General features: G+C 60.4%; 20 protein-coding genes. 6 read left to right on the top strand and 14 right to left on the bottom strand.

The features are described from left to right. The first annotated feature begins 113 nt into the window (after positions 1–113). On the top strand, positions 114–4190 hold the full coding sequence (locus SZ63_RS07365; RefSeq protein WP_241481274.1) for a sensor histidine kinase: 4077 nt from the start codon (positions 114–116) through the stop codon (positions 4188–4190). A 16-nt stretch (positions 4191–4206) separates the two neighbouring features. Here SZ63_RS07365 and SZ63_RS07360 read toward each other — a convergent pair whose 3' ends face one another. After that, entirely contained in the window at positions 4207–4794 is a 588-nt protein-coding gene (locus tag SZ63_RS07360; protein ID WP_048183335.1) for a site-2 protease family protein, read from the bottom strand. Between the two features lie 95 nt (positions 4795–4889). Between SZ63_RS07360 and SZ63_RS07355 the strand changes: the two genes are divergently transcribed. Then, positions 4890–5174, top strand: a complete 285-nt coding sequence (locus tag SZ63_RS07355; RefSeq protein ID WP_048183329.1) for a chorismate mutase — start codon at positions 4890–4892, stop codon at positions 5172–5174. A gap of 152 nt (positions 5175–5326) precedes the next feature. Here SZ63_RS07355 and argB read toward each other — a convergent pair whose 3' ends face one another. From argB to SZ63_RS07300, 11 genes are all read right to left on the bottom strand, one after another. Further along, complete coding sequence (gene argB, locus SZ63_RS07350) at positions 5327–6196, bottom strand: acetylglutamate kinase (protein ID WP_048183323.1); 870 nt, start codon at positions 6194–6196, stop codon at positions 5327–5329. Beyond that, the gene (argJ, locus tag SZ63_RS07345; RefSeq protein ID WP_048183319.1) at positions 6193–7332 is read right to left on the bottom strand and encodes a bifunctional glutamate N-acetyltransferase/amino-acid acetyltransferase ArgJ; all 1140 of its coding nucleotides are present in this window, start codon (positions 7330–7332) and stop codon (positions 6193–6195) included. Before argJ ends, argB begins: the two co-directional genes overlap by 4 nt. Further along, entirely contained in the window at positions 7329–7814 is a 486-nt protein-coding gene (locus tag SZ63_RS07340; protein ID WP_048183835.1) for a CBS domain-containing protein, read from the bottom strand. The genes argJ and SZ63_RS07340 overlap by 4 nt, the downstream gene beginning before the upstream one ends. 10 nt (positions 7815–7824) lie before the next feature. Continuing rightward, positions 7825–8811: an N-acetyl-gamma-glutamyl-phosphate reductase gene (gene argC / locus SZ63_RS07335; protein ID WP_048183312.1), complete on the bottom strand. Its 987-nt coding sequence runs from the start codon at positions 8809–8811 to the stop codon at positions 7825–7827. A 25-nt stretch (positions 8812–8836) separates the two neighbouring features. Then, positions 8837–9742, bottom strand: a complete 906-nt coding sequence (locus SZ63_RS07330; protein ID WP_048183307.1) for an ADP-ribosylglycohydrolase family protein — start codon at positions 9740–9742, stop codon at positions 8837–8839. 200 nt (positions 9743–9942) lie between these two features. Further along, positions 9943–10284 (bottom strand): hypothetical protein, encoded by a 342-nt coding sequence (locus SZ63_RS07325; RefSeq protein WP_048183303.1) that lies wholly within the window; start codon positions 10282–10284, stop codon positions 9943–9945. Between the two features lie 216 nt (positions 10285–10500). Beyond that, positions 10501–10974: a DUF4367 domain-containing protein gene (locus SZ63_RS07320; RefSeq protein WP_156168423.1), complete on the bottom strand. Its 474-nt coding sequence runs from the start codon at positions 10972–10974 to the stop codon at positions 10501–10503. A gap of 238 nt (positions 10975–11212) precedes the next feature. Next, the gene (locus SZ63_RS07315) at positions 11213–12070 is read right to left on the bottom strand and encodes a hypothetical protein (RefSeq protein ID WP_048183297.1); all 858 of its coding nucleotides are present in this window, start codon (positions 12068–12070) and stop codon (positions 11213–11215) included. A 9-nt stretch (positions 12071–12079) separates the two neighbouring features. Continuing rightward, entirely contained in the window at positions 12080–13387 is a 1308-nt protein-coding gene (locus SZ63_RS07310) for a transglutaminase-like domain-containing protein (RefSeq protein ID WP_048183294.1), read from the bottom strand. A gap of 700 nt (positions 13388–14087) precedes the next feature. After that, complete coding sequence (locus SZ63_RS07305; RefSeq protein ID WP_048183291.1) at positions 14088–14537, bottom strand: hypothetical protein; 450 nt, start codon at positions 14535–14537, stop codon at positions 14088–14090. Between the two features lie 15 nt (positions 14538–14552). Continuing rightward, positions 14553–15878 (bottom strand): M12 family metallo-peptidase, encoded by a 1326-nt coding sequence (locus SZ63_RS07300; protein WP_048183288.1) that lies wholly within the window; start codon positions 15876–15878, stop codon positions 14553–14555. Positions 15879–16284: 406 nt separating this feature from the next. Between SZ63_RS07300 and SZ63_RS07295 the strand changes: the two genes are divergently transcribed. The 4 genes from SZ63_RS07295 (at position 16285) to SZ63_RS07280 (ending at position 19195) form a co-directional block, all read left to right on the top strand. Beyond that, the gene (locus SZ63_RS07295; protein ID WP_048183283.1) at positions 16285–16977 is read left to right on the top strand and encodes a hypothetical protein; all 693 of its coding nucleotides are present in this window, start codon (positions 16285–16287) and stop codon (positions 16975–16977) included. 15 nt (positions 16978–16992) lie between these two features. Continuing rightward, complete coding sequence (locus tag SZ63_RS12415) at positions 16993–17769, top strand: PepSY domain-containing protein (RefSeq protein ID WP_082122684.1); 777 nt, start codon at positions 16993–16995, stop codon at positions 17767–17769. A gap of 26 nt (positions 17770–17795) precedes the next feature. Then, the gene (locus SZ63_RS07285; protein WP_048183280.1) at positions 17796–18593 is read left to right on the top strand and encodes a hypothetical protein; all 798 of its coding nucleotides are present in this window, start codon (positions 17796–17798) and stop codon (positions 18591–18593) included. Between the two features lie 128 nt (positions 18594–18721). Then, positions 18722–19195, top strand: a complete 474-nt coding sequence (locus SZ63_RS07280) for a winged helix-turn-helix domain-containing protein (RefSeq protein WP_052959087.1) — start codon at positions 18722–18724, stop codon at positions 19193–19195. A gap of 73 nt (positions 19196–19268) precedes the next feature. Here the strand turns inward: SZ63_RS07280 and SZ63_RS07275 are convergent, their stop codons facing one another. Together SZ63_RS07275 and SZ63_RS07270 are read right to left on the bottom strand one after the other, a co-directional pair. Next, on the bottom strand, positions 19269–20123 hold the full coding sequence (locus SZ63_RS07275; protein ID WP_011842995.1) for a hypothetical protein: 855 nt from the start codon (positions 20121–20123) through the stop codon (positions 19269–19271). Between the two features lie 117 nt (positions 20124–20240). Continuing rightward, positions 20241–21563: a zinc metalloprotease gene (locus SZ63_RS07270; protein ID WP_162199192.1), complete on the bottom strand. Its 1323-nt coding sequence runs from the start codon at positions 21561–21563 to the stop codon at positions 20241–20243. Between the last annotated feature and the right edge of the window lie 178 nt (positions 21564–21741).

The raw sequence follows: 21741 nt of genomic DNA, 5'->3' as shown, positions 1-21741 counted from the left end.
ATCAATAATTTTTCCCACCGCCCTGCAACCGGAACAGATTAATACGTTTTGACAATCTCCATATTCCATATCAGCCCGCAAGATGCATCTTGGGGCAGCAGGAGAAACCGAGCGTGACCCCCGCCGAGCCTCCGGAGCGCCTGCACGGCGCGCAGCCGGACTACCGGATACTCGAAGGTATGGAAGACGCGGTCCTGGTGCTCGATGAGGATGCCCGCATCGTCTGGGCGAACACGGCCTCCCACCGGATGCTCGGCGTGCACGAGGACGAACCCGGACAGGCGAGGCAGGTGAGCGAGCTTGCCGGCAACATCCTTGCGGCACGCGGAAACGGGAGCAGGGTTCTGGAGTGCGAGTGCCGGCTCAAGAGTCCGGGCGGTGAAGAACGGGAGTACCGCTGCTCGGGGTGGAGAACGCCGTCCGGAAAGAACTGGGTGCTCCGGTTCCGGGAAGCCCCGGACACCGGGGATTACGAGGCGATCGTCGAGTACACCGGGACGGCGACGATCCTCATCGAGGAGAACGGCATCATATCGGTGGCGAACACGGAGTTCGAGCGGCTCTCCGGGTATGCTCGCGCCGAGATCGTCGGGATAAAGCGGCTGACCGATTTCGTAGCATCCGAAGACGACCGCCGCTGGCTAAAGGAGTGTCACGCCCTCCGGCGAAGAGATCCTCCGGCTGCGCCGAAGAACTACTCCTTCTCGTTCGTCGACCGTTCCGGCGGTACCCATCTCGTCGAGGCAACCATCGGCCTGATCCCGGGGACAGCCCGTTCCGTGATGTCGCTCCTCGACGTGACCGAGCGGAACCGCGCGGAGCAGGCGCTCCGGGAGAGCGAAGAACGGCTGAACCTGGCACTCTCGGCGGCGGACGACGGGCTGGTCGACTGGGACGTCGGCACCGGCGCGATCTACTACAGCCAGCGGAGCTTCACGATGCTCGGCTACGAACCGGGAGACTTCGTGCCCACGCTCCCCGCGATCCTCGCGCTCGTCCACCCGGAGGACCGCGACCGCGTCGAGGCGGCCCTCACCGGGATGGCCGCCGGGAAACGCGATCGTTGCGAGATGGAGTTTCAGATGAAGTCCGCATCGGGAGAATGGATCTACGTGCTCGACCGGCTCCGGGTGGCCGAGCGCGATGCCCGCGGGATGCCGCTGCGGATCGCGGGGACGCATACCGATATCACGGAACGGAAACGGGCGGAGAGAGAACTCCTGATCGGGAAGATGTCGCTTGAGTCGTCGTTTGCCGCGATTGCCATCGCGGACCTCGACGGCTACATCACGCACGTCAACCCGGCGCTGCTCGCACTGGGCGGGCTGACCGAGCCGGGAGAGGTTCTCGGCCGGCATCTCACGGAGTTCTGGGTGGAACCGGCCAAGGTCGAGAGGGTGCTTGCGACGTTTGCGGAGCGCGGCAGGTGTACCGGGAACCTGGTCGGCAGAAAGGTCGACGGGACGGAATTTACCGCTCACGTTACCGCGACCATCCTTAAGGACGATTCCGGAACCCCGATCTGCATCATGGCCACCGCCGTCGATATCAGCAAGGAGACACGCATGGCGCAGGCGCTCCGGGAGAGCAAGGAGCGCTACCGGACGCTTACGGAATTCGCACCGGACGCCATCTTCCTCGTAGGCACCGACGGGCAGGTCCTCTTCGTGAACGGTGCCGGCGGCCGCCTGGTCGGCACAGATCCGGAGAAGCTGCGGGGAAAGAACATCCGGGAACTGTTCCCGTCTGATATCGTCGAAGGATGGCTTCCGGCGCTCCGGGCCGTAGCGGAGTCTCCAGGGAATATCCTCACCGCAGAGGGGCTGATTCCCTTCAATTGCGGAGAGAGATGGCTCGAGGCGCGCCTCATCCCGATGGTTGAATCCGACGGCACCGCCCGGAGCCTGCTCGGAATCGGCCGCGACATCACCGAACGGAAACAGGCGGAAGAGCAACTCCGTTTCCAGGCCCGGGTGCTCTCGCAGGTGGAGGACGCCGTGATCGCGGCCGACACGGATGGACGGATCACCTACATGAACCGGGCAGCAGAAAGGCTCTACGACGTTCCTTCCGGCGAAGCGCTCGGCCGGCCGGCCTCGGAACTCTTCACCGTTGAGTGGCTCCGCCCGGACGACGAAGAGGCGGCGAAAAACGCCCTCCGGTCGTCAGGAACCTGGCACGGCGTCGTCAGCCACTGGAAGAGGAGCGGCGAGGCCATATTCGTCGACAAGACGCTCAGCACCTTAAACGACGATTCCGGACGGATCACCGGGACGCTCTACTCCCTCCGCGACGTGACCCGGCAGCGGCAGGCCGAACTCGAACTCTGGATCAAGGATATGGCGATAGCCTCGGCGCTCGAAGGCATCTCTCTTTCCGACCACGACGGGAAGATCATCTACGCCAACCGCGCCTCTCTCGCCATACACGGGTGGGAGGAGGAGGAGATCGTCGGGCAGCACGTCTCGGTGCTCTGGGGGGACCCGGGGGAGATGGGCCGGATCAGAGAGGAACTCGTCCGAAACGGCGCCTGGTCGGGCGAGGTGAAATCGCGACGAAAAGACGGATCGACCTTCCCCATGCAACTCACCCTCTCCGTCGTCACCGATGAAGCGGGCAGACGGATCTGTACGATGGGTTCGGGGATCGACATCACCGAACGCAAGCGGGCCGAGCAGGAACTCCGGATCAGGGATATGGCGATAGCGTCGTCGTCGAGCGCGTTCACCGTCGCCGACCTCGACGGCCGCCTGACCTACGTCAACCGGGCATTTCTCACCATGTGGGGCTACGATTCTCCGACCGAGGTGATCGGAAGGCGGGTCACGGAACTCTGGCAGAACGAAGAGGAAGCCCGGAACACGTTTGAGAAAGTTGCCCGCACCGGCGGGTACACCGGCGAGCGGATCGGCAGACGGCGGGACAATACGACGTTTTATGCCATGTTTTCCGGGACTCTGGTCAGGGACGGCGACGGAGTTCCCCTCTGCATCACTGCCTCGCTCACCGATATCAGCAGCAAGAAAGAGGCCGAAGCCGAAATCCAGGCCTATAACCGCGAACTCTCGGTCTTAAACCGGATCATCGGCGTATCGGCGTCGGCAACGGATATCGAGGAGGCGCTGGAGAAGGTGCTCGCGGCAGTCCTCGCCCTCCTTGATCTCCCGGGCGGCGGCATCTACCTGATCAAGCAGGGGGGGCGGAGCGCCCGGCTCGTCTGCGTGCAGGGCCTCCCGGGGGGGTTCCCCTCGCACCCGTGCATCCCCGACATCACCGTCAGGCCCTACGCAACGGTGCTGGTTGCAGGAGAGCCCCTCTTCCTCGACGAGTGCCCGGATCCCCGCTACCCGGGGGAGAGCGGCGAGACACCGTATCCCTACGCCAGCATCCCGATTATGGCGCATGGCAGGATTATCGGGGCTCTGAATGTGGTCTCCCGGGAAGGCAGGCGGTTCACCGACGACGACCGGTCTCTTCTTACCGCCATCGGAAAGGAGATCGGCACCTCCGTCGAGCGCACCATGTTGATCCGGCAGCTGGAGATGGCCGAACAGGAGGCGAACCTCTACCTCGATATTCTCAGCCACGACATCAGGAACGCCGAGAACGTCTCGGGTCTCTACACCGATCTCCTCGTCGATATGCTCGAAGGGGAGACGAAAGGCTACGCACAGAAACTTCAGAGCAGTATCCGCAAAAGCATCGAGATCTTAAGAAACGTCTCGACCATCCGCAGGATCCATAAGGAATCGGCCGCGCTCGTTCCGGTAGACCTGGACGGGGTCATCCGGGACGAGATCGAGATCTTCTCCGGGAGCCGGATCCGTTACGGCAGCACGAACCTCGCAGTCATGGCCGACGCGCTCCTTCCCGAGATCTTCACGAATCTCATCGGCAACAGTATCAAGTTCGGGGGGCCGGAGGTCGAGATCACCATCGGGGTTGAAGAGCGCGACGGCGAAGTCCAGATCTCGGTCGAAGATACCGGGCCGGGGATTCCCGACGGGCTGAAAGAAGCCATATTCATGCGGTTCGGGAAGAGCAGGCAGCGGAAGAGCGGCCAGGGCCTCGGCCTCTACATCACCCGGATGCTTGTTACGCGTTACGGCGGCCGTATCCGTGTCGACGACCGGGTACCGGGCCGTCCGGGATGCGGCGCGGCGTTCCGGTTCACCCTGAAGAAGGCCTGAAAAAGGAGAGGGAACCTCAGATCAGCGACCAGACGAGGAGCCCGGCGGAGACGGCCATGAGCACGGCGAAGACGGCCGGGTTCCAGGCGAGAACCTTGCGTCCGTCGAGAACGCTGATCGGGAGCATGTTGAAGGTCGCGATCATCGCGTTGATCCGGAGCCCGACGAGGCCGACGAGAGCGAGGAGCCCCCCGCCACCGAAGAGCATCAGCGCCGCGAAGGGTATGCAGAGGAGGAGGTTCGTGACCGGCCCCGCCGCCGATATCCGCCCGTTCTCGGTCCGGGTCGCGTTCCCGTAGACGTAGGTCGCTCCCGGCGCCGCGAAGACGACCCCGACGAGCGCCGCCATCACCACGGCGACGAGGAGCATCTGGTTGTCCTTCTGAAATTCGGCCCAGTAGCCGTAGCGCATCGCGGCGAACTTATGCGCCAGCTCGTGCAGGACGAAGGCGACGCCCACCGTGACGAGCGACATCACGAAGAAGAAGACCAACCCCATGAAGTCCACTCCGCCCCTGACGTAGATCAGGGTGAAGGCGATCGAGATGGCAAGCCACGCGATCAGGAGATCCCGGCGTTCGCGCAGCGGTATTCGTTCGAGCATATTCGGTACCAGGTTTGTCCCGGCACGATAATATCCTTCGCCTCGCCGGGCACGACCCGTCAGGTTTATTCCCCGGTCGCGGTCAATCATGTAGTATGACTCTAGATGCCGTCAGGAACGAGATCCGCGAGATCGACGAGAGAATCATCGATCTGGTTGCGGAACGGCAGAAACGTGCGGCCGAGGTCGCCCGAATCAAGCAGGAGGGGGGTCTTCCCATCCATGACCCGGCGCAGCGGAAGATCGTCCTCGACCGGGTCTTCACCTACGCAGTCGAGAGCCGGATCGACCCGGTCGCCGTCCGGAGAGTCTTTGAGATCCTGGTCGATATGAGCGAAGAGCGGCAGCGGGAGTGCAGCGGGGACGGCAACCTGCCGTGAGAGGAGAGGAACAGGTTTCCGGGGTCCAAAGACAGGCCTCAGGTCCTGCAATACGGTCGCACGCGAAGACGCGAAAGCCGCGAAGATGAGGGGGAGGTTTATTACGGTCTTCGCGTCTTCGCGTGAGTCGACCATATCAGGGTAAAAGGGGGTTAGAGGGTGAGCATCGTCCCGACGCCCTGGTCGGTGAAGAGCTCGAGGAGCAGGTTGTGCTCCCGGTTGCCGTTCAGGACGTGGGCGCTCGTAACCCCGTTCCTGACTGCTTTCATGCATCCTTCGAGCTTCGGGATCATCCCGCCGGCGATGATTCCGCTGCCGATCATCGTCTCCGCTTCGGTAAGGGAAAGCCGGTGGTAAACCATCGTCCGGCCGGCGTCCATCACTCCGTCGACGTCGGTGAGGTTGACCAGTTTGAACGCGCCCAGAGCGATCGCGATCTCGGCGGCCGCCGTGTCGGCGTTGATGTTCAGGCTCCGGCCCTGCCGGTCGATGGCTATCGGGGCTACCACCGGGATGTAGTTCTGGGCGAGGAGGCAGTGGAGCACCTCGGGATCGACCTCCTCGATCTCGCCGACCTGGCCGAGATCCACCTCCTGCTCGACCTCCCCGATCTTCACCCGCTGGGGATCCATCTTCCGGGCGATGAGGAGGTTGCCGTCGTTGCCGGAGATCCCGACCGCCCGGGTGCCGCAGTTCGCGATGAGGGAGACAATCCCGTCGTTGATCTTGCCGACAAGAACCATCTGGGCGATCTCGAGCGTCTCGGGATCGGTGATCCGCAGCCCCCCGACGAATTTGGGCTCTTTGCCCATCGCCTGCATCTTCGCGGTGATCTCCGGCCCCCCGCCGTGAACCAGGACAACCTTCATCCCCACGTAGCGCAGAAGGACGGCATCCCGGATCACCGTCTCGAGGATGTTCTGGTCGACCATCGCGTGGCCGCCGAGCTTGATCACGATCGTCCTGCCGTAAAACTTCTGGATGTAAGGGAGTGCCTCCATCAGCACGTCTTCTCGTTTCATGTCGTGTACTTCCCGTTGATCTCTACGTACTTCTCGGTGAGGTCGCACCCCCACGCCGTCGCCTTTCCGTCGCCTGCAGCAAGGTCGAGGTCGAACGCGACGGTCGCACCGCGCATCGCGGCCTTCGCCGCTCCGAGGTCGGCGACGATCTCGCCGCGGAGGACGAGCGGTATCTCCCCGACCCGGAGCGAGACGCCGTAGGGATCGAACTCCACGCCGGCTCTTCCCGCCGCCGCGACGACCCGGCCCCAGTTCGGGTCCTCGCCGTAGATCGCGGTCTTGACGAGCGGGGAGGCGATGACCGTCCGGGCCACCTCGGCGGCGGCGTCCTCGTCGGGAGCGCCGCGAACGGTGACCTCGAGGAGCTTCGTCGCCCCTTCGCCGTCGCGGGCGATCTGGACGGCAAGGTCGCGGCAGACGGCTTCGATCGCTCTCGCGAGTTCGCCGCGGTCGACCCGGCCCGCGGCACCGGTCGCGGTGCAGAAGGCGACGTCGTTCGTGCTGGTGTCGCCGTCGACGACGACCCGGTTGAACGACCGCCGGGTCGCCTGCCGGAGGATATCGCGGAGGACCGGTCCCTCGACCTGTGCGTCCGTGTAGATGAACGCGAGCATCGTCCCCATGTTCGGGGCGATCATCCCGCTTCCCTTGGTGATCCCGCCGACGGCAAACGACTCCGTCCGGACGAGGGCGTGTTTAGGGAAGGTGTCGGTCGTCATGATCGCCTTCGCCGCCGCATCCTCGGCGTCGCCGTTCCGGGCAAGGAGCGGTGCGACCCGCCCGCACTGGTCGCGGATCAGCGGGAGATCGAGGTAGCGCCCGATCACCCCGGTGCTCGCGACGCCGACCGATGCGGGGTCGATGCCGAGGGCTCCGCCCGCGATACCGCACATCTCCACCGCGTCGCGGTAGCCCCGCTCGCCGGTGTAGGCGTTCGCGCACCCGCTGTTCACGACGACGGCATCGAGGGTGCCTCTCCCCATCCGTTCCATCATCACCTCGACCGGGGCCGCCCGCATCTTATTCGACGTGAAGACACCGGCCGCGGTTCCGCTCGCCCGGATCAGGGCGAGCCCGTATTTTCCTTCCTTGATTCCCGCGGCAGTGACGCCTTCGACCGCACAGATGCTCTTCACGATTCTTCCTCCCTCGATGACGCCCCGAGGCCGTGGACGATATCCGCCCGGGTGACGATTCCGACCAGCCTGTCTTCACGGAGCACCGGGAGTCGTGCGATCCCCTCGCGGAGCATCAGGGAAGCCGCATCGGCGATATCCGAATCCTCGTCGATGGCGACGACCGGGCTGCTCATCACCCGCCGCACCTCCATGTTGCCGATATCGGTGAGCGCACGCTTCGTCCGCTCCCAGTTGATGAACTCCCTGACCGGGACCTCGATCACCTCGAGCGGCGAGGGGAGCCAGAGGTCGTCGGAGAGATCGCCGACATCGAGGAGCGAGAGGATATCGGTCTCGGTGACGATTCCGGCAACCCGGTCGCCGTCCATCACGGGAAGCCCGCCGATGTGGTACTTCCGGAGCAGTCCCGCCGCCTCGCTCACCGGCGAGTCGACCCGGACGGTCACGGGGTCCGGGGTCATGACGTCTCTTACCTTCATCGTCGTCACCTCAGGGGAGCATCCCGGCGCTGCGGAGGCCTGCATCTTCCGGAAATCCGCACATCAGGTTCATGTTCTGGATTGCCTGGCCGCTCGCGCCCTTGACCAGGTTGTCGATCACCGAGACCGCGACGACCCGGTCGCCCTCGCTCTCGACGGCAACGTCGCAGAAATTCGTCCCGCGGACGGCCGCGAGGGTCGGTTTCTGGTAGCGGACGAAGAACTCGTCGGCGTAGAACGTCTTATAGAGCGCCTCGACCTCGTCCTGCCCCATCGGCTCGCGGAGGAGGATGTGGGCCGTCGTCAGGATGCCCCGGTTCACCGGGAGGAGGTGCGGCGTGAAGTAGCACCGGGCGGTTGAACCGAGCCGGGCGGCCTCCTGTTTCATCTCGGCGAGGTGGCGGTGGCTCGTCCACTTGTAGGCGCTGAAGTTGTCGCCGACGTTTCCGTAGTGGGTGGTCGCGGAGGGGGAGGTCCCCGCGCCCGAAACCCCGGTCTTTGAGTCGTAGATGATGGTGTGGGCAAGTTTCGCAAGCGGCGCCGCTGCAAGCGTCGCCCCGGTCGGGAAGCAGCCCGGGTTCGCGACGAAGGGAGCGGACCTGATCTCGTCGCGGTGGAGTTCGGGCAGGCCGTAGGGAGCCTCGAAGTAGGCTTCGTGGGTCACGCCGTAGACCTTCTCGTAAACACCTTTCGGGAGACGGTAGTCGGCCGAGAGATCGACGGTCCTGATCCCCCGCTCTGCAAGCGTCCCGGCAACCTTCATCGCCGCCGTGTGCGGTACGGCGAGGAAGGCGAAGTCGGCATCGATATCGCCGGCTTCGGTGTTCCGGAAGACGAGATCGGTCAGACCCCGGAGGTGGGGATGCACCGAGGCGATGGGGGTGCCGTCCAGTTTCCGGGATGTCGCGGCGACGACGTCCGCGGACGGATGGTGCAGCAGAAGCCGCATCAACTCGCCCCCGGTGTATCCGGATGCGCCGATAATCGCAATTTCCATAAGAGGAGGTGTCTTTTATAGAATCTTAAGGCTTTGCGGTGTAGCGTTCGTAGAGCCGGGCGGCCACGGACTCGATCTCGTCCCGCCCCTCGAGCCCTTCGAGAAGATCCGGCGGGAGGGCGGATTTCCCGTAGACGGCGCCCGCGTATGCCCCGCAGATGAGCGCGATGGTGTCCGTGTTCCCCCCGACGTGCGCCGCGATGGTGAGGAGAGCCGTGACGTCTTTTATCCTGCTGATCAGGAAGAAGGCGAGCGGGACGGTCTGGTAGACGGTGACGTCGTTGCCGACAACCGAGAGCGCGCTTTCGAGGCTGATCCCTTCCTTTGCAAGATTCGTCGCGTCGCGGATCTTGTTGCCGAGGGCGACGTCTTCGAGGGCGGCATGTTTCCCGGCAAGGGAGAGGGCATCGGAGCGGCCGCGGACGGCGTGGTGGACGAGCATCGCGACGGTGACCGCCCCCGCATGCGCCGCCGGGTGGGTATGGGTGACGCTGCAGGCCTGGACCACCCGTTCGGTCACGTCGATGGGGTCGCCGTAGAGAAGCCCGAACGGGACGGCGATCCCGGTACAGCCGGCAGTGTTGGAGGAGACCCCTCCCGGTTTGCCGCCGGAAAGAAGGAGGTGCCGGCACGCGGCGTCCACGGCGGCGTCGGGGAACCGGAGGTCTTCGTTCATGTACATGCGGGCAAGGGCTGCCGCATATTCCTGTTCCGAATAGGTTCCGTCGGCAAGCATCCCGGCGACGAGGAGCATCATCTGGGTGTCGTCGGTGAACTGCCCGGGTTTCAGCCCGGCGTTCGGGTGCCCCCGCCACGCCCGGCGGTATCCCTCGTGAAGGCGCTGGAAGTCGGGAGGGGTGCTCTCCCGTGCCATGCCGAGCGCATCCCCGATGGCGGCCCCGAGGAGACAGCCCTTGAACTGATCGAGCATTTGAGTAGTATCTCTCTTAAGGTTCCTCTTAAGGGTTGTTATCCGGCGCGCGAAGAGAACGGCAGAGCAGTGACACGTGCTGTGTGAGCGGTTGAGAGGCAATCGGTCTCGCCGGAGTCTTTTTCCCCTGATGCCCTATCAGGGTCATGAGAACGGAGGGGCACGCGAGGACGAAGGCGATAGCCGGAAAAGCATCACACTCATGGTGTATCCTTCCCGCCGCGATACCGCCGGATGAGGACGTAGCCCACCGAGACCACGGCCACGGCTCCCAGGCCGCACCCGAGGAGCACGGGGTTATAGAAGACAGTGAACACACTCCCGGAGCCGTGATACGTCGTTGTATCTGCAGGCTCCCCGAGCACGGTCTGTCGGCCGTTCCCGGTATCGACCGGCGGTGTTCCGTCGTCAGCCGGGTCGACCTGCACGCCTTCACCGGGAGATGCGCACGCCATGCCGCTGCCGGCCAGGACGAAGAGCAGCAGGGCGAAGCAGATCAGCCTTCCCGGTCCGGTAACGTTCACGATTCGTCTTTCTTTCATTGATCTTCACCTGCCGGCGCATCCCGGGACACCGATCCCGGCATTCACGATGGAGACGTCAACGTTTCTCTATAAACCTTTTCTGTGACGCGTGTCTACGCGTCGGTCCCGCCCGATCGATCTCCGAACAAAACCCGGTCGTCATGCGCCGGGAACCGGGGCCGCGCCGGAAGGCAGAGACAGGGTCCCCCGGCAGGTTCGCAGCCGTTCCGGACATCACTCGACGATCGATGCGGCGACCTTCGTTATCTCACCCTCCGGGAGGCTCCCCGTCATGCAGAAGGCGGCATCGTTCCAGTCCCACCGGAACAGCCAGAGGGAGCCATCCGAGCGGTCGTCGTTCTCGTAGACCAATCGGCCCAGGATGCCGTTACCCTGGACGATCCACTCTTTGCTCCCGGTGACCGCCGGACCGGGGCACGGGGCGTCCGCGGACGAGAGCCTCGTTACCCGGAGGTCGCCGGCAGTGCCGGTGTAGGTGAGCGTGATGCTGCCGTCGGTGGAGCGGACGGCGTTTTCGAAGGTGTAGCCGTCCGGGAGGTAGGACGGTTCGGGGATATCGGGGCCGAAGACCTCGTGAGCCTCGGCAAGTGTGGCCGCGTGTTCCGGTACGGCCTGCTCGGTGCCGGTGCACCCGGCAGCGGCAAGGAAGCAGCAGAGCAGGAGACACATGGGGAGAATTTTCTTCATGGTGGTTCCTCGGGATACCGATCCCGGTATTCACGGTGGAGACGTCGACGCTCTTCCATAAACCTTTTCTGTGCCGCGCATCTACACATTGGGTTCACCAGATTGCCTTCGAACTCAAATACGACCACAAGTGGGCCTGAAATGAGTGCCGCGCCGGACGGCGGAAGGGCTTACACGGCGGCGAGAGCAGGTAGCCGGGTTGTTGAACAACAAAAAGAGGGCACCCATAACTCCGGTTCTACCCCCGTCGCCGGCACAGAACAAAACCCGTCCCGGCACCAAGAACCGCGAAGACCGCCCCAAACCCCGGCGTCGTCGTCTGGATCGACTGCCCGGGCGCCAGATCCGAAGGGACCTGCACAACATCGGTCTTCTGATCGGCTCGAACGGTAATCTCCCAGACAATCCGGTCGCCGCCGTAGACTTTCAGCACGATGTTCTCGACGCTGGCGCCCGAGGGCTGTCCGGAGAGGGCCTGCGCCTCCGCTTCGGCTCTCCCGACCGTGAGGTTCTCCTCCGAGACGTATGTTGTAGAGACAATCTCTCCTCCTGAGAGGAGGACGATGTACTCCGTGAACACGCCGGTATCGTTGATGAAATAGACCTGCGCACGCGAAGGCCTGGCCGTAACCTCCTCATAGCGGTTTGGGGATTGACTCTCAATATACGACCGCAGCTCTGCATCGTTGATGAGCGCCGGGTACTTCGCAAAGATCTCCGGGAACCGGAGCTCTGCGGCCAGGGGCATCGCCTCGTCGCAGCCGATAATCCAGATGCGTTCAATAGACTGTTCGCCGCTGCGCTCGTCGGTTATCCGGTTTAAGTAGACGAGCTGTTCTTCGCAGGCGTTCGCCGGCACGACGTACACGTACTTGTGGGTGTGATTGTACACACCCTCATGCCACCAGATCTCTCCGTGTTCGGCTATGAACGCGGTAATCGTCTCGTTGGTCTTCGCGTTCGGGTGGACCCCGTACAGGATCTGGGTCTGGTTTCCCTGTCCGGGAAGGGGCGTCACTACTGCACCTGCAGAGGCGCTGCAAGCGAGTACCGCAATGACGAGCCCGAGTGCCAGAAGGACAATATCTTTCTTCATAAAAAAGGGTTAATTGTACCTCGGAACCTCTCCGAGGAGAATCTGTGTTCTGAAGTCTTCATACCTAAGAATGCCGTCGCCGGTCGGGTCGTTCGGATCCAGGGTGTAATAGGAGTCATCGGCGTCACCGTAGACAGTGATGTTGATGTGAGTGTTTCCTGCTGTCTTATAAACTTGCGGGTTATCAAACGAGTTCCACGTCGGATCCGAGTGTATCCAGGCATTTCCATTCCACGATTCTGCGATGGCATGCCCTGATACATTACCAGTAGACACTTCTTCCATGGTGAACGACAGGAACCGCGTCGGGATGCCCAGCGCCCGGGTGGAAGCGGTGTACAGAGTTCCATACTCATCGCAGACTCCCACGTACTTCCCGTCTATGGGGGATGGGTGATCCATAGTGTACAGGTCGGAGATTGTGTATTCGATGTACGGCTCTTCGTATGTGTAACTCATGGCTCCGTAAACGTACTGCATTATCTCGTAGGCAGATTGATACGGATTGGTCGTATTGTCAGCTACCTGTGCTGCTTTGGATAGTACCCTATATCCCTCACTGAACGGGAAATGATACAGATCGCTCGTTTCGAGGTTTTCTCCGCCATCAGGATCGAGCAGGTGCGACGCATCGTTGTTATACTTCTCTATGGCATCGATCGGCATCCTAGCTATCCATGACGTAAGGCCGGTCGGATCAACTCTGATCTCGACAGCTATCGGTTTCAACCCGACAGAACTCTCCTGCGCGATGACCTGGAATGGAACCGTTATGGTGCGGTCTGCTCCCGCTGCAAGATTCGTAAAAGGTACGCTATACCCGTACCCATCCTCAAGCGACCAGAAAATGACCGTTCCGCTCGCTGCCGAAGAAGCGTAGTTATGGATCGTTATCTCGTGGTAGGCCCACGTATCCTGCGTCCAATACCAGGAAATAGTCCCCTGGGTCATCCTCACATCCGGCATCAAATCCCTGGTGCCGGGGTCGTCGCTCTCGGTTTGCAGCGTCAACGAAACATTACCGGGTGAGACCGGAACCACATCTGCATCGATTACCTGGAATTTCGACTCTCGCTTCGGATCCAGAAGGATCAACCCGGGATATTGCCGTGCTCTCTCCGCATCGAGCGGCACCCTCTGCGGGGTTTCAATGACCGGATTGTACATCGACATATCTCTCGGCTCAACCCACTGGTCGAACGTATCGAGCCAGCCCCTTGATTCACTCTCTGCACTCACCGCCGGCACTATCGTTCCGCTCGCCAGCAACGCTACCAGGAGCACGGAAAGTGCCCGCACTTCAATTCTTCTTTTCATGTCGTCAACCTCCAGGGTTGTTCAAGCTCCCGGAGGCAGACGAGGCACACCATCAAGTACTGAAAGAGCACCTATCCCAATAGCCTCCGGGCTTGCGGGGTGCGTCATCCAGGGCGTCGACCGGGGATGGGCGACCCCCGCACACAAACGGGTACCGCACGCGGCACCCAACGCGATTTTGAGTCGTTATAACATATAAAATCGGCAGCCATCGTTCGGCTGGAACCGAACGCACGATAAACCTTCTTATAGCAGGACAATGGCCCCTGCACCCCGGAGACAGGACCCGCCGTCGGGCGCCGGGATAATGGTCACGGCCCTGCCACGCTCGTCGAACCTCCCCCACGGAACCGGGCACCGTCGCAGTTGTTCCCGGCAAGGACCGCTGAGAGTTAGCCCCCCAGGAGGCCGGGTAACTGAAGCTGGGGCGTGGATCGTATTCTGCCAATCGGATGGGTCTGTTTTGAACTGACGAGGTACAGTTACATGTCAGAACACAGCCGAATCGCCAGATACGGGTCGGTCAGAACCCGGAGTTTTCCCCGGTCACGTGAAGCGTCCCGGACCCCGCAACCACCCCCCCCAACCGCGTGACAATCATAGTCTCCAGCTTCACCGGTATTCAGCAATAGTTACCCGACAACCCTCAGCAAAGCAATCACTATTTGTCCGGGACCTCACCCGATATTGAGGTACCACTTTACGTGGCGGGCACCGCATAGTTGCTCGTAATCATGAGAGCCTGGATATCGCACTCCGTCCGGACGGAGATTGCAAGAGAGTGGCAACGCGCGATGGAAAACATAAAGACCTCCGGATCTTCACCGTCGACCGAAATTTCAAAGTGATACTCCCTCCCGTCGTTCTTGATGGACGATCCGTCATTCTTGATGAATGATGTTACATCCCCATCCGCCTCAAGTCGATATACCTCCGTACAGACAGGAACACGAATGCGAGTGGCGTTGGCATCAAACACCGTTACGTTAACTTCGTGCGGCACATCATCGGTGTTAAAGACATGAAAAAGGTGTGGACTGCAGGGCGGAGTACCCTGCTGTTCCGGTCCTGTTCCGCAGAGCATGACCGTACCGGCCATAATCATAATACCGACCACAGCAAGAACCGTCATCACCACTGCTATCCGCATCTCCGTTTCACCTCATCACTGGTATCCGGCGACGACACCCTTCGTCTCACTGATCCTCCGGGCATTGTCGTGTGATGCATCTCCATGTCGGGTATCGCATGAGTACTCAAGGCACATGTCGTTCCCCATGAAACTTGACCAGAGAGCTGTGTACCGATTATAAACGAACCACTCCGTCCAATGATATGCTTTTGCATACGACGGATAGGGTGGTGTTGAGTCTTCGTGCCCTGCGCCGAAGAGGTGTCCGATCTCGTGTGCGGCGTTGATACACCGGTGCGAGAATGTAGCCTGATAACTGCCTCCGCTGCTGCACATCTGAGCATGTGCATAGCCGCCGTCAGGGTCAGGTACATACACGTACGAAGCACCTATGTACTCATTGTCGAGGTCTCGCCCGGTGAATAAAACTGCAATATCACTGTTCGTACTGTCCCGGAGTGCCGCATTCTCTGCGCTGAATTCTCTAAGGAGGGACTCGTGGTTGTATGCAGCCAACGTAGTACCGAGATCGCAATAAGCACTTATCTGGAGCGATACGCCGATATCCGACGGAGAAAGCGCCGTGTTAATCTGAGCAACCATGTTTGTCATTTCGGTATTCGGACTTGGAAAGAGGTTCCTGAACTGATAATCGTGCGCCGCCATGAGCGTCACAGTCGTCGTGGAGGTTATCCCGGACTCTACATCGAGCACTTCACCAGGTAACTGCACAGCGATTTCGGAGAGATCTCGCCTCAGGGGCACCTCTGCACCATACGCAAGCGGTTCCTTGATGTCGGCCACGCTGCTATCGTCATAGATTGCGTGCACAATCTGCCGCTTGCTGCCGGCCTCAACTATTCCCACCTGATCGATAACGTAGGATAAATTCCCGGTCCTGACGGTTCCAAGGATCACCTCATTATCGACGGTAAAGAAAGCATAACTTTCAGGATCTCCGGACACTGTCCCGGCATAGCACTTTATTAGAGGGACGCCAGTAGTAAAAGTGCCGGATTCATTGACCATGATGCATTTAGCGTCCTCCGCAATAGGAGCGGGCACCGATTTGAGATCGAGTAGATATTCTTTGCCCAACAGACTCACTGCCACCGGTTTGCCGGAATCGGCGTCAGCAGCGAAGAGTAACGGATTGGCAGTCACAAGTTTGTACTCCTGAGCAGGCGGGAGGTTTGTGAAGCGTACTGCGTTTACTCCTTCAGAGGGAGGGAGATTGCTGAAGTACACCGTGTCGCTTTCGCCGACTTCCCGAGCGCTGGCGACAGGTGCGAACAACACGCTCATGACCAGCAGGACTGCGAGAACAGCCACCGATCGCATGGATTTCATCTTTTCCATTTTGTTTTCCTCCAAGATACTCCCGGAGGCAGGAGAGGCACACGTTTAAGTACGCAGAACGCTTACGTTCCCTTTGCCTCCGGGCTTGCGGGGCGCGTCATCCGGGCGTCAACCGGGGATGGGCGACCCCCGCACACAAACGGGTACCGCACGCGGCACCCGATGCGATTCTGAGTCGTTAGAACATATAAAATCAGCAGGCATCGTTCGGTTTTTTCCGAATCTTGGAAAAATGTTTCTATAGTATGACAGTTCGCAGATCCGCTGCTTGCCCGGAACTGAATCGCAAGGTTTAAGATTTGTTCGGCCAGAACCGAACGACGACAGCGGGCTTTATAAGATTCCCCCTCGAATTCGGGTTTAGTTCCGGACGCAGGAACGCCCGGGCGCTCCTTGAGGGATACTTATGAAACCATGGATCTACATGCTGGCAGCACTCCTCCTGCTCGCGGCTCTACCTGCCGCCGTCAGCGCCGCACCACCCGCGCACAACTATGACTGTTCGGATACGACGCCGACGGCCTACGACGCACGGGTTGATCAGGCTGCGATATACTACTCCAGCTCGTCGTCCACGAATGCACATGCGTCGACGGCTTACAGTCAGTTCAGGTCGGATGCGGTGTTCTTCTTCAACGGCCACGGCCTCTACTACGACGACTCGCACAAAGGCGGTGGAATAAAGTTCTCCTCGGAATCCTGGATACTGGCCGACACCGACGGCCACTACCCGGGAAACTACCAGTATTACATATCTGATTACGGGACCGACATCAGGGACGTCCTGCTCGCAGTCTATCTCGCCTGCCATTCGTCGCATTACAACCCCTATAACGGCGACCTTGTCCAGCAGACCATGAACAAAGGCGCAGATATCTGCCTGGGGTTCGACGGCGAGGTCGAGGTCGAAAACGGAAAATGCTGGTCCGGGAGCTTCTGGGACCGGTTGCGAAACGGGGAGACCGTTGCAAGCGCCGCAAGCAATGCAAAGGACGACTGCTACTTGCACTGGCCGTTCGGTTACCATGGAGTGGACACCTACGAGATCTCCGGCAGTTATACCAGTTGTCTCACTCCCGCTCGCTATGGGGTCTATTAATGGGATGATTCAATCATGAAACGGATATACATTGTTGCAATGCTATGCCTCGTCGTCGCGGTCTCGGTCGTGTCGGCAACTGGTGTCAACGCTCCGATCGGGGTGGATACTGCGAAAGGAAAAGCACAGGACTTTCTTAACGCACCCGACGCAACCGTCCAGTACCAGAAGACCGAACGCCTGAACCTGGGAGGGTACTATGTCTTTAGTACCGGAGACGGACAGGTTTACGTCAACGCCCGGACCGGGGTGATCGAACGTGCCACGTTCGACTCCGCACGGAAGGATTGCCGCGATGTCCGGCTGGATCGGGCCGCAGCCGAAGCAACGGCAAGGGCCTACGCCGAAGAGAAGTACAGCGGCTTTGCGAAGAAGAGTATGCAGCTTACCAGATCGAACCTGGTCTCTCACGGCGATGCGGGCAGCGAGTATTCGTACATCTGGAGAGAAGAGATCAGCGGTGTCCTCACGCCGAACACGGTCGTCGTGAACCTTAACCCGAGCACCGGCGAGATCGTCTCGTACATCGGGATCCAGCGGGAGATCGAATGCCCGCTTGAGCCGAAACTTTCCCGGGACGAGGCGCTGAAGATCGCAGCCGGGCAGTTCCCGGGAATCCGGGTGACCGATGCAACGGCCGACCCCTCCGTTGAGTACACCCGACCGGACGTACAGACGCTGACATGGGTGATTACGATGAAAGGCGAGCCGGAGGATCACGTTCTCCAGGGAGGGCTTGTCGTCATCGACGCACAGACCGGAGAAGTGCTGATGGTGAGTCCATACCTCTAAATCACCTCTTTTCCTAATGTGATACAATGCACTCGAAGACGTGGGTATGGCTCGGTATCGGCGTCGTTCTCGTTCTTGCCGCGGCCAACCTCGCCATACTCACCGCCTTTCCCCCGGGACAGCAGCATGTGCAGGAACCGCTCAAGCGGGTGGACTGGATACTGCCGTTCGGGCCGGGGTTCGAGTATCCCGATCCCTGTGAGAGCCCGATCATCACCTACGACGCCGATACCGAGACCTGGTACCTGCGGAACGCCACCGCCTGGAACCGGACCATCTCCCTCGATGACCGCTACAGCCTTGACCCGGCCCGCCCGGAGGATATCCGGTACACTCCCGATATCGCGATCGAGGGCGACAAGATCAGCCTCGACTTCTTCGTCCGGAACCTCGCGGGCGAAAACTGCGCCCATGCCGACCTTACCGTGACGACGGGGACCGCGAGCCTGAACGCCACCACCGGGTCGCCGGAGGGGGATGTCCTCCCCGGCGCCGCGACTGCGCTGCCCGTCGACGACCTCGCCGCCGGGGAGTGGCGCGAAGTGCGGGTGACGGCGGACCTCCCGCGGCCCGGCCCGGAGGAACTCCTCTACCTGACGATCGGTCTTGCCGCCCCGTATACCCTCACGACCCCGAACGGCACGCCGATCATCTGCGATCTCCGGGAGATGAGCAGCGTCGTCTCGGGCCCCACCCTCACCGGCGGGGACGCGATCGATCCCGATTACAACAGGGCCCGCCTTCCCCGGGCGTCGGCGACGTTCGTCGTAGCGGGGAAAGATGCACCTGAACCTGTTCTGCCGCCGACCCTCCGGACAGTGTGACGGGATTCGCCGAATACCCTCTTTTTCGGCCTTACCGGAACCCGGAGGGTTCCGGAATGCTTTTCTCTCCTGGCGGAAGAATACCTGATCGTTTCGGGCCAGGCCCGCTGACGGAGAGATTTCAAGGTATGGAAGAAATTGCGCTCGATCGGGACGACATCACCGCTCTCTCCTCCGACGTCCGGGTCATGATCCTCAAAGCGCTCGATTCCCGGCCGATGACGGTCAGCGAGCTCGCCGATCGACTCGGTCTTGCAAAGTCGACCGTCCACCAGCACCTTGCCGTTCTCGCCAGCGCGGATCTCGTGGCCCACGCGAGCGCCCGGAAATGGCGGGACTACACCCTGACGAAAAAAGCCGCCCGGCTCCTTCATCCCGGGAGGGATCACCGGATCACCATCATCCTCGGCACGTCCCTGGTTGCCATGACAGCCGGACTGCTCTGCGTAACATCGTATCTCCGCGGTTTCGCCGTCCAGGGAGGAAGCGTCGTCCGGGAACCCCTCCTCCTTTACGCGGGCGAGGCGCTCCTCGGCGTGACATTTGTGCTCTGGTACCTTGCGGTGCGGCGCCGGCGGAGAACCGCCCCTATACCGGAGTAGTTTCTCTCTCAGTCGCATAAACGCCTGCTCCTGGGGCGTGGGACCGGAATCCCCTGCCTCACCCCGGTGCCGCCTAACTTTCGATGAAGTCGATCAGATAGTAACTCCCACAATACTCCACGATCTTCCCCCGGTAACTCTTTGCGATACGTCCCGCCTCGTCTTCGGATAGCGGCACCTCCAGGCCGCCGCTATGGAGGGTCTCGTTCACTGTGGGGAGTTCGGCGAAATCGGCATCAGTGAGCCGGGCGATATCGTACCCGGCGCTCCGGAAGTCGGCCTCGGTCCAGTTTGCAGGAAGATCGAACCCGTAATATTCCGCCCTCCCGTTGCTGATATTGTGCAATATGAGGTAGTAGCCACTCAGCATTGCGGGCGGCCCTTCCGGGACGACGTCGGCGGAAGAGTAGACGTAGTGGAGAACTCTCTCTGGAGATACGGTGTCGTGCTGTTTCGTGCTCTCCACGTAATATTCGACACCACCGATCCTGAACAGGGCGAGAAAAACGCTGTCGCTGACGGTCAGAAGCGCCGCGCCCCCCCTGTCAAGCGTGCCGGAGAAGGAGTGCCTCCCCGCACTGCGGGATTCGGGGTCGTGCAACGACTCCTGCAGGTCCGCCGTGTAGGGCAGCCCGGCGATGTACACGATCAGCGGTTCGCCGCTGAGTAGGCGGTCCCGGATTGCCTGCGTATCGTAGACCACAAGGTCGTAGCGCCGGACTGACGACGGGATCCCGAGATCGCCGGGATCCCGGGTCGAGGCGTCTCTTTTCTCCGTGAAAGAGTCGATATGGACCAGGACCCGCTCCTGCGGGGTTGTGGTATCGGCGACCTCCGTGCCGGGTCCGAAAACCGCAAAACCTGCCGCCAGCACCGTAGCCACGGCAACCAGAAGCAGAGCCGGGAGCAGGGGATTTTTCTGGATCATTTCAGCACACCACATGCGATCTGTTCTGAGGGGTGAGGGGCAAGCCCGCTCCACCCCTTCCGGGAACTATTGCCGGCACCTGTACTCACCACCAGCAGGGGAAGTTGATCCCCGACCTTAACAATAGGATGCGACAACACCCTTCGTTTCAGTAATTCTCCGCGAGTTATCATGGTTGGCATCGCCATAAAAGCCATCGTTTGCCGAAAATTGCAGCCAGGCCGTTTTCATGAAACACCCCCACATAACGGTCTGATAGTACCTGTTATGTTCGTAAAATTGGTAAGCTCTGTTATAGGTCTCTGTTTGGTTGGGTGCATATTCATGGGCCGCATCAAAAGCATGTCCCAATTCATGCATGGTTACAACCGCTCTGTCTTTGAGCACAGCGTCATAGGTAGAGGGATCGTCTGCCATCTGCGCCCATGCATATCTGCAAAGGCTGGGGAAGTCGTAGCCCCCTGAGGATCCAACTCCTTCAAATTCGATGGAGTCATAACCGCCCAAATACAAGCCGAGATCCGCGGATTTCGAATTTAGGTATGATTCGGGGAAATATTTTTTGAATGTTGAGAGTGAAGAGTTGATAATCTGCGGATCGCTGGAGAGCTGCTGTGCCTTCGAAGTATCATATATGGGCACGATGTTCACTCCGAGGGTGTTAAAGTCATAATTGCAATACTGGATGATGGCTGCCGCTGTATCCTGCCAATCAGGCTCGTCTGTCATCCATTTGCTATCGGTAGCAACAAGAACTCTCACAGTGACAGTTGCACGCGGATCAGCCTGTTCTTCAAGCATTTTCTTCAGCGCATATGCTTTTTCGTCGATTGCATGAGTTGAAAGAAGATGGGAGTCGATGGGGATCGTGTCGCCTTCGGGAACAATATCCTTTGATGAGTACACATATTGTAAGAACGCACTTGACGATTTCGAATCTTGCATCGAGGTGCTTTCGATGAAATATTCGGTGTAATCAATAACAATTCTGCCCAGCAGAACTTTGTTACCAACCGTAAGAAGCACTTGGCTATCTTCAACACCAGCGAGACTGCCGGTGAAGGAATGGATCCCTTTAGCAATAGCTTCTGTATCAATCGTCGTCTCCTGTAGATCCATCGTGTAAGGCTGCCCTTCTAGGTACACTGTTAGTTGATCACCATGAAGCAGATATTCCCGGATTTTTGGCAGGTCAAAGACTACTAAATCGTAGTTCTTTATCGAAAAGGGAATTTTCACGTTGACCGCTCTTTCATCAACAATTCTCATCTCTGTCAGATCCCCAAAGTGGACAAGAGCCTTCTCGCTAACGGATCTGTTAGACATCTGTTCACCTCCACTATTGGAGGCTGAAGCACTCACTACCGGCACCAAAACCACGCTCACCAGCATTACCGCCAGGAGCATGGAGAATGCCCGCAGTCCAGTTTTTCCTTTCATGTAACCTACCTCCATAACATTCTAGCCCAGAGGCAGGAGAGGCACATGTTTAAGTACGCAGAACGCTTACGTTCCCTTTGCCTCCGGGCTTGTGGGGTTCTTCATCCGGGGCGTCAACCGGGGATGGGAGACCCCCGCACACAAACAGGTACCGCACGCGGCACCCGATGCGATTCTG

The organism is Methanoculleus sediminis, assembly GCF_001017125.1.
In the GTDB taxonomy this organism is placed as follows: Archaea; Halobacteriota; Methanomicrobia; order Methanomicrobiales; family Methanoculleaceae; genus Methanoculleus; species Methanoculleus sediminis.
This window is presented reverse-complemented; position numbering and strand designations above follow the sequence as displayed.

Coding starts and splice junctions, on each gene's coding strand:
- SZ63_RS07360 (WP_048183335.1), bottom strand. CDS start 4,794: ATGCTCGAACGAATACCGCTGCGCGAACGCCGGGATCTCCTGATCGCG.
- SZ63_RS07355 (WP_048183329.1), top strand. CDS start 4,890: ATGACTCTAGATGCCGTCAGGAACGAGATCCGCGAGATCGACGAGAGA.
- argB (WP_048183323.1), bottom strand. CDS start 6,196: ATGAAACGAGAAGACGTGCTGATGGAGGCACTCCCTTACATCCAGAAG.
- SZ63_RS07340 (WP_048183835.1), bottom strand. CDS start 7,814: ATGAAGGTAAGAGACGTCATGACCCCGGACCCCGTGACCGTCCGGGTC.
- argC (WP_048183312.1), bottom strand. CDS start 8,811: ATGGAAATTGCGATTATCGGCGCATCCGGATACACCGGGGGCGAGTTG.
- SZ63_RS07330 (WP_048183307.1), bottom strand. CDS start 9,742: ATGCTCGATCAGTTCAAGGGCTGTCTCCTCGGGGCCGCCATCGGGGAT.
- SZ63_RS07325 (WP_048183303.1), bottom strand. CDS start 10,284: ATGAAAGAAAGACGAATCGTGAACGTTACCGGACCGGGAAGGCTGATC.
- SZ63_RS07320 (WP_156168423.1), bottom strand. CDS start 10,974: ATGAAGAAAATTCTCCCCATGTGTCTCCTGCTCTGCTGCTTCCTTGCC.
- SZ63_RS07315 (WP_048183297.1), bottom strand. CDS start 12,070: ATGAAGAAAGATATTGTCCTTCTGGCACTCGGGCTCGTCATTGCGGTA.
- SZ63_RS07310 (WP_048183294.1), bottom strand. CDS start 13,387: ATGAAAAGAAGAATTGAAGTGCGGGCACTTTCCGTGCTCCTGGTAGCG.
- SZ63_RS07305 (WP_048183291.1), bottom strand. CDS start 14,537: ATGCGGATAGCAGTGGTGATGACGGTTCTTGCTGTGGTCGGTATTATG.
- SZ63_RS07300 (WP_048183288.1), bottom strand. CDS start 15,878: ATGGAAAAGATGAAATCCATGCGATCGGTGGCTGTTCTCGCAGTCCTG.
- SZ63_RS07295 (WP_048183283.1), top strand. CDS start 16,285: ATGAAACCATGGATCTACATGCTGGCAGCACTCCTCCTGCTCGCGGCT.
- SZ63_RS12415 (WP_082122684.1), top strand. CDS start 16,993: ATGAAACGGATATACATTGTTGCAATGCTATGCCTCGTCGTCGCGGTC.
- SZ63_RS07285 (WP_048183280.1), top strand. CDS start 17,796: ATGCACTCGAAGACGTGGGTATGGCTCGGTATCGGCGTCGTTCTCGTT.
- SZ63_RS07280 (WP_052959087.1), top strand. CDS start 18,722: ATGGAAGAAATTGCGCTCGATCGGGACGACATCACCGCTCTCTCCTCC.
- SZ63_RS07275 (WP_011842995.1), bottom strand. CDS start 20,123: ATGATCCAGAAAAATCCCCTGCTCCCGGCTCTGCTTCTGGTTGCCGTG.
- SZ63_RS07270 (WP_162199192.1), bottom strand. CDS start 21,563: ATGAAAGGAAAAACTGGACTGCGGGCATTCTCCATGCTCCTGGCGGTA.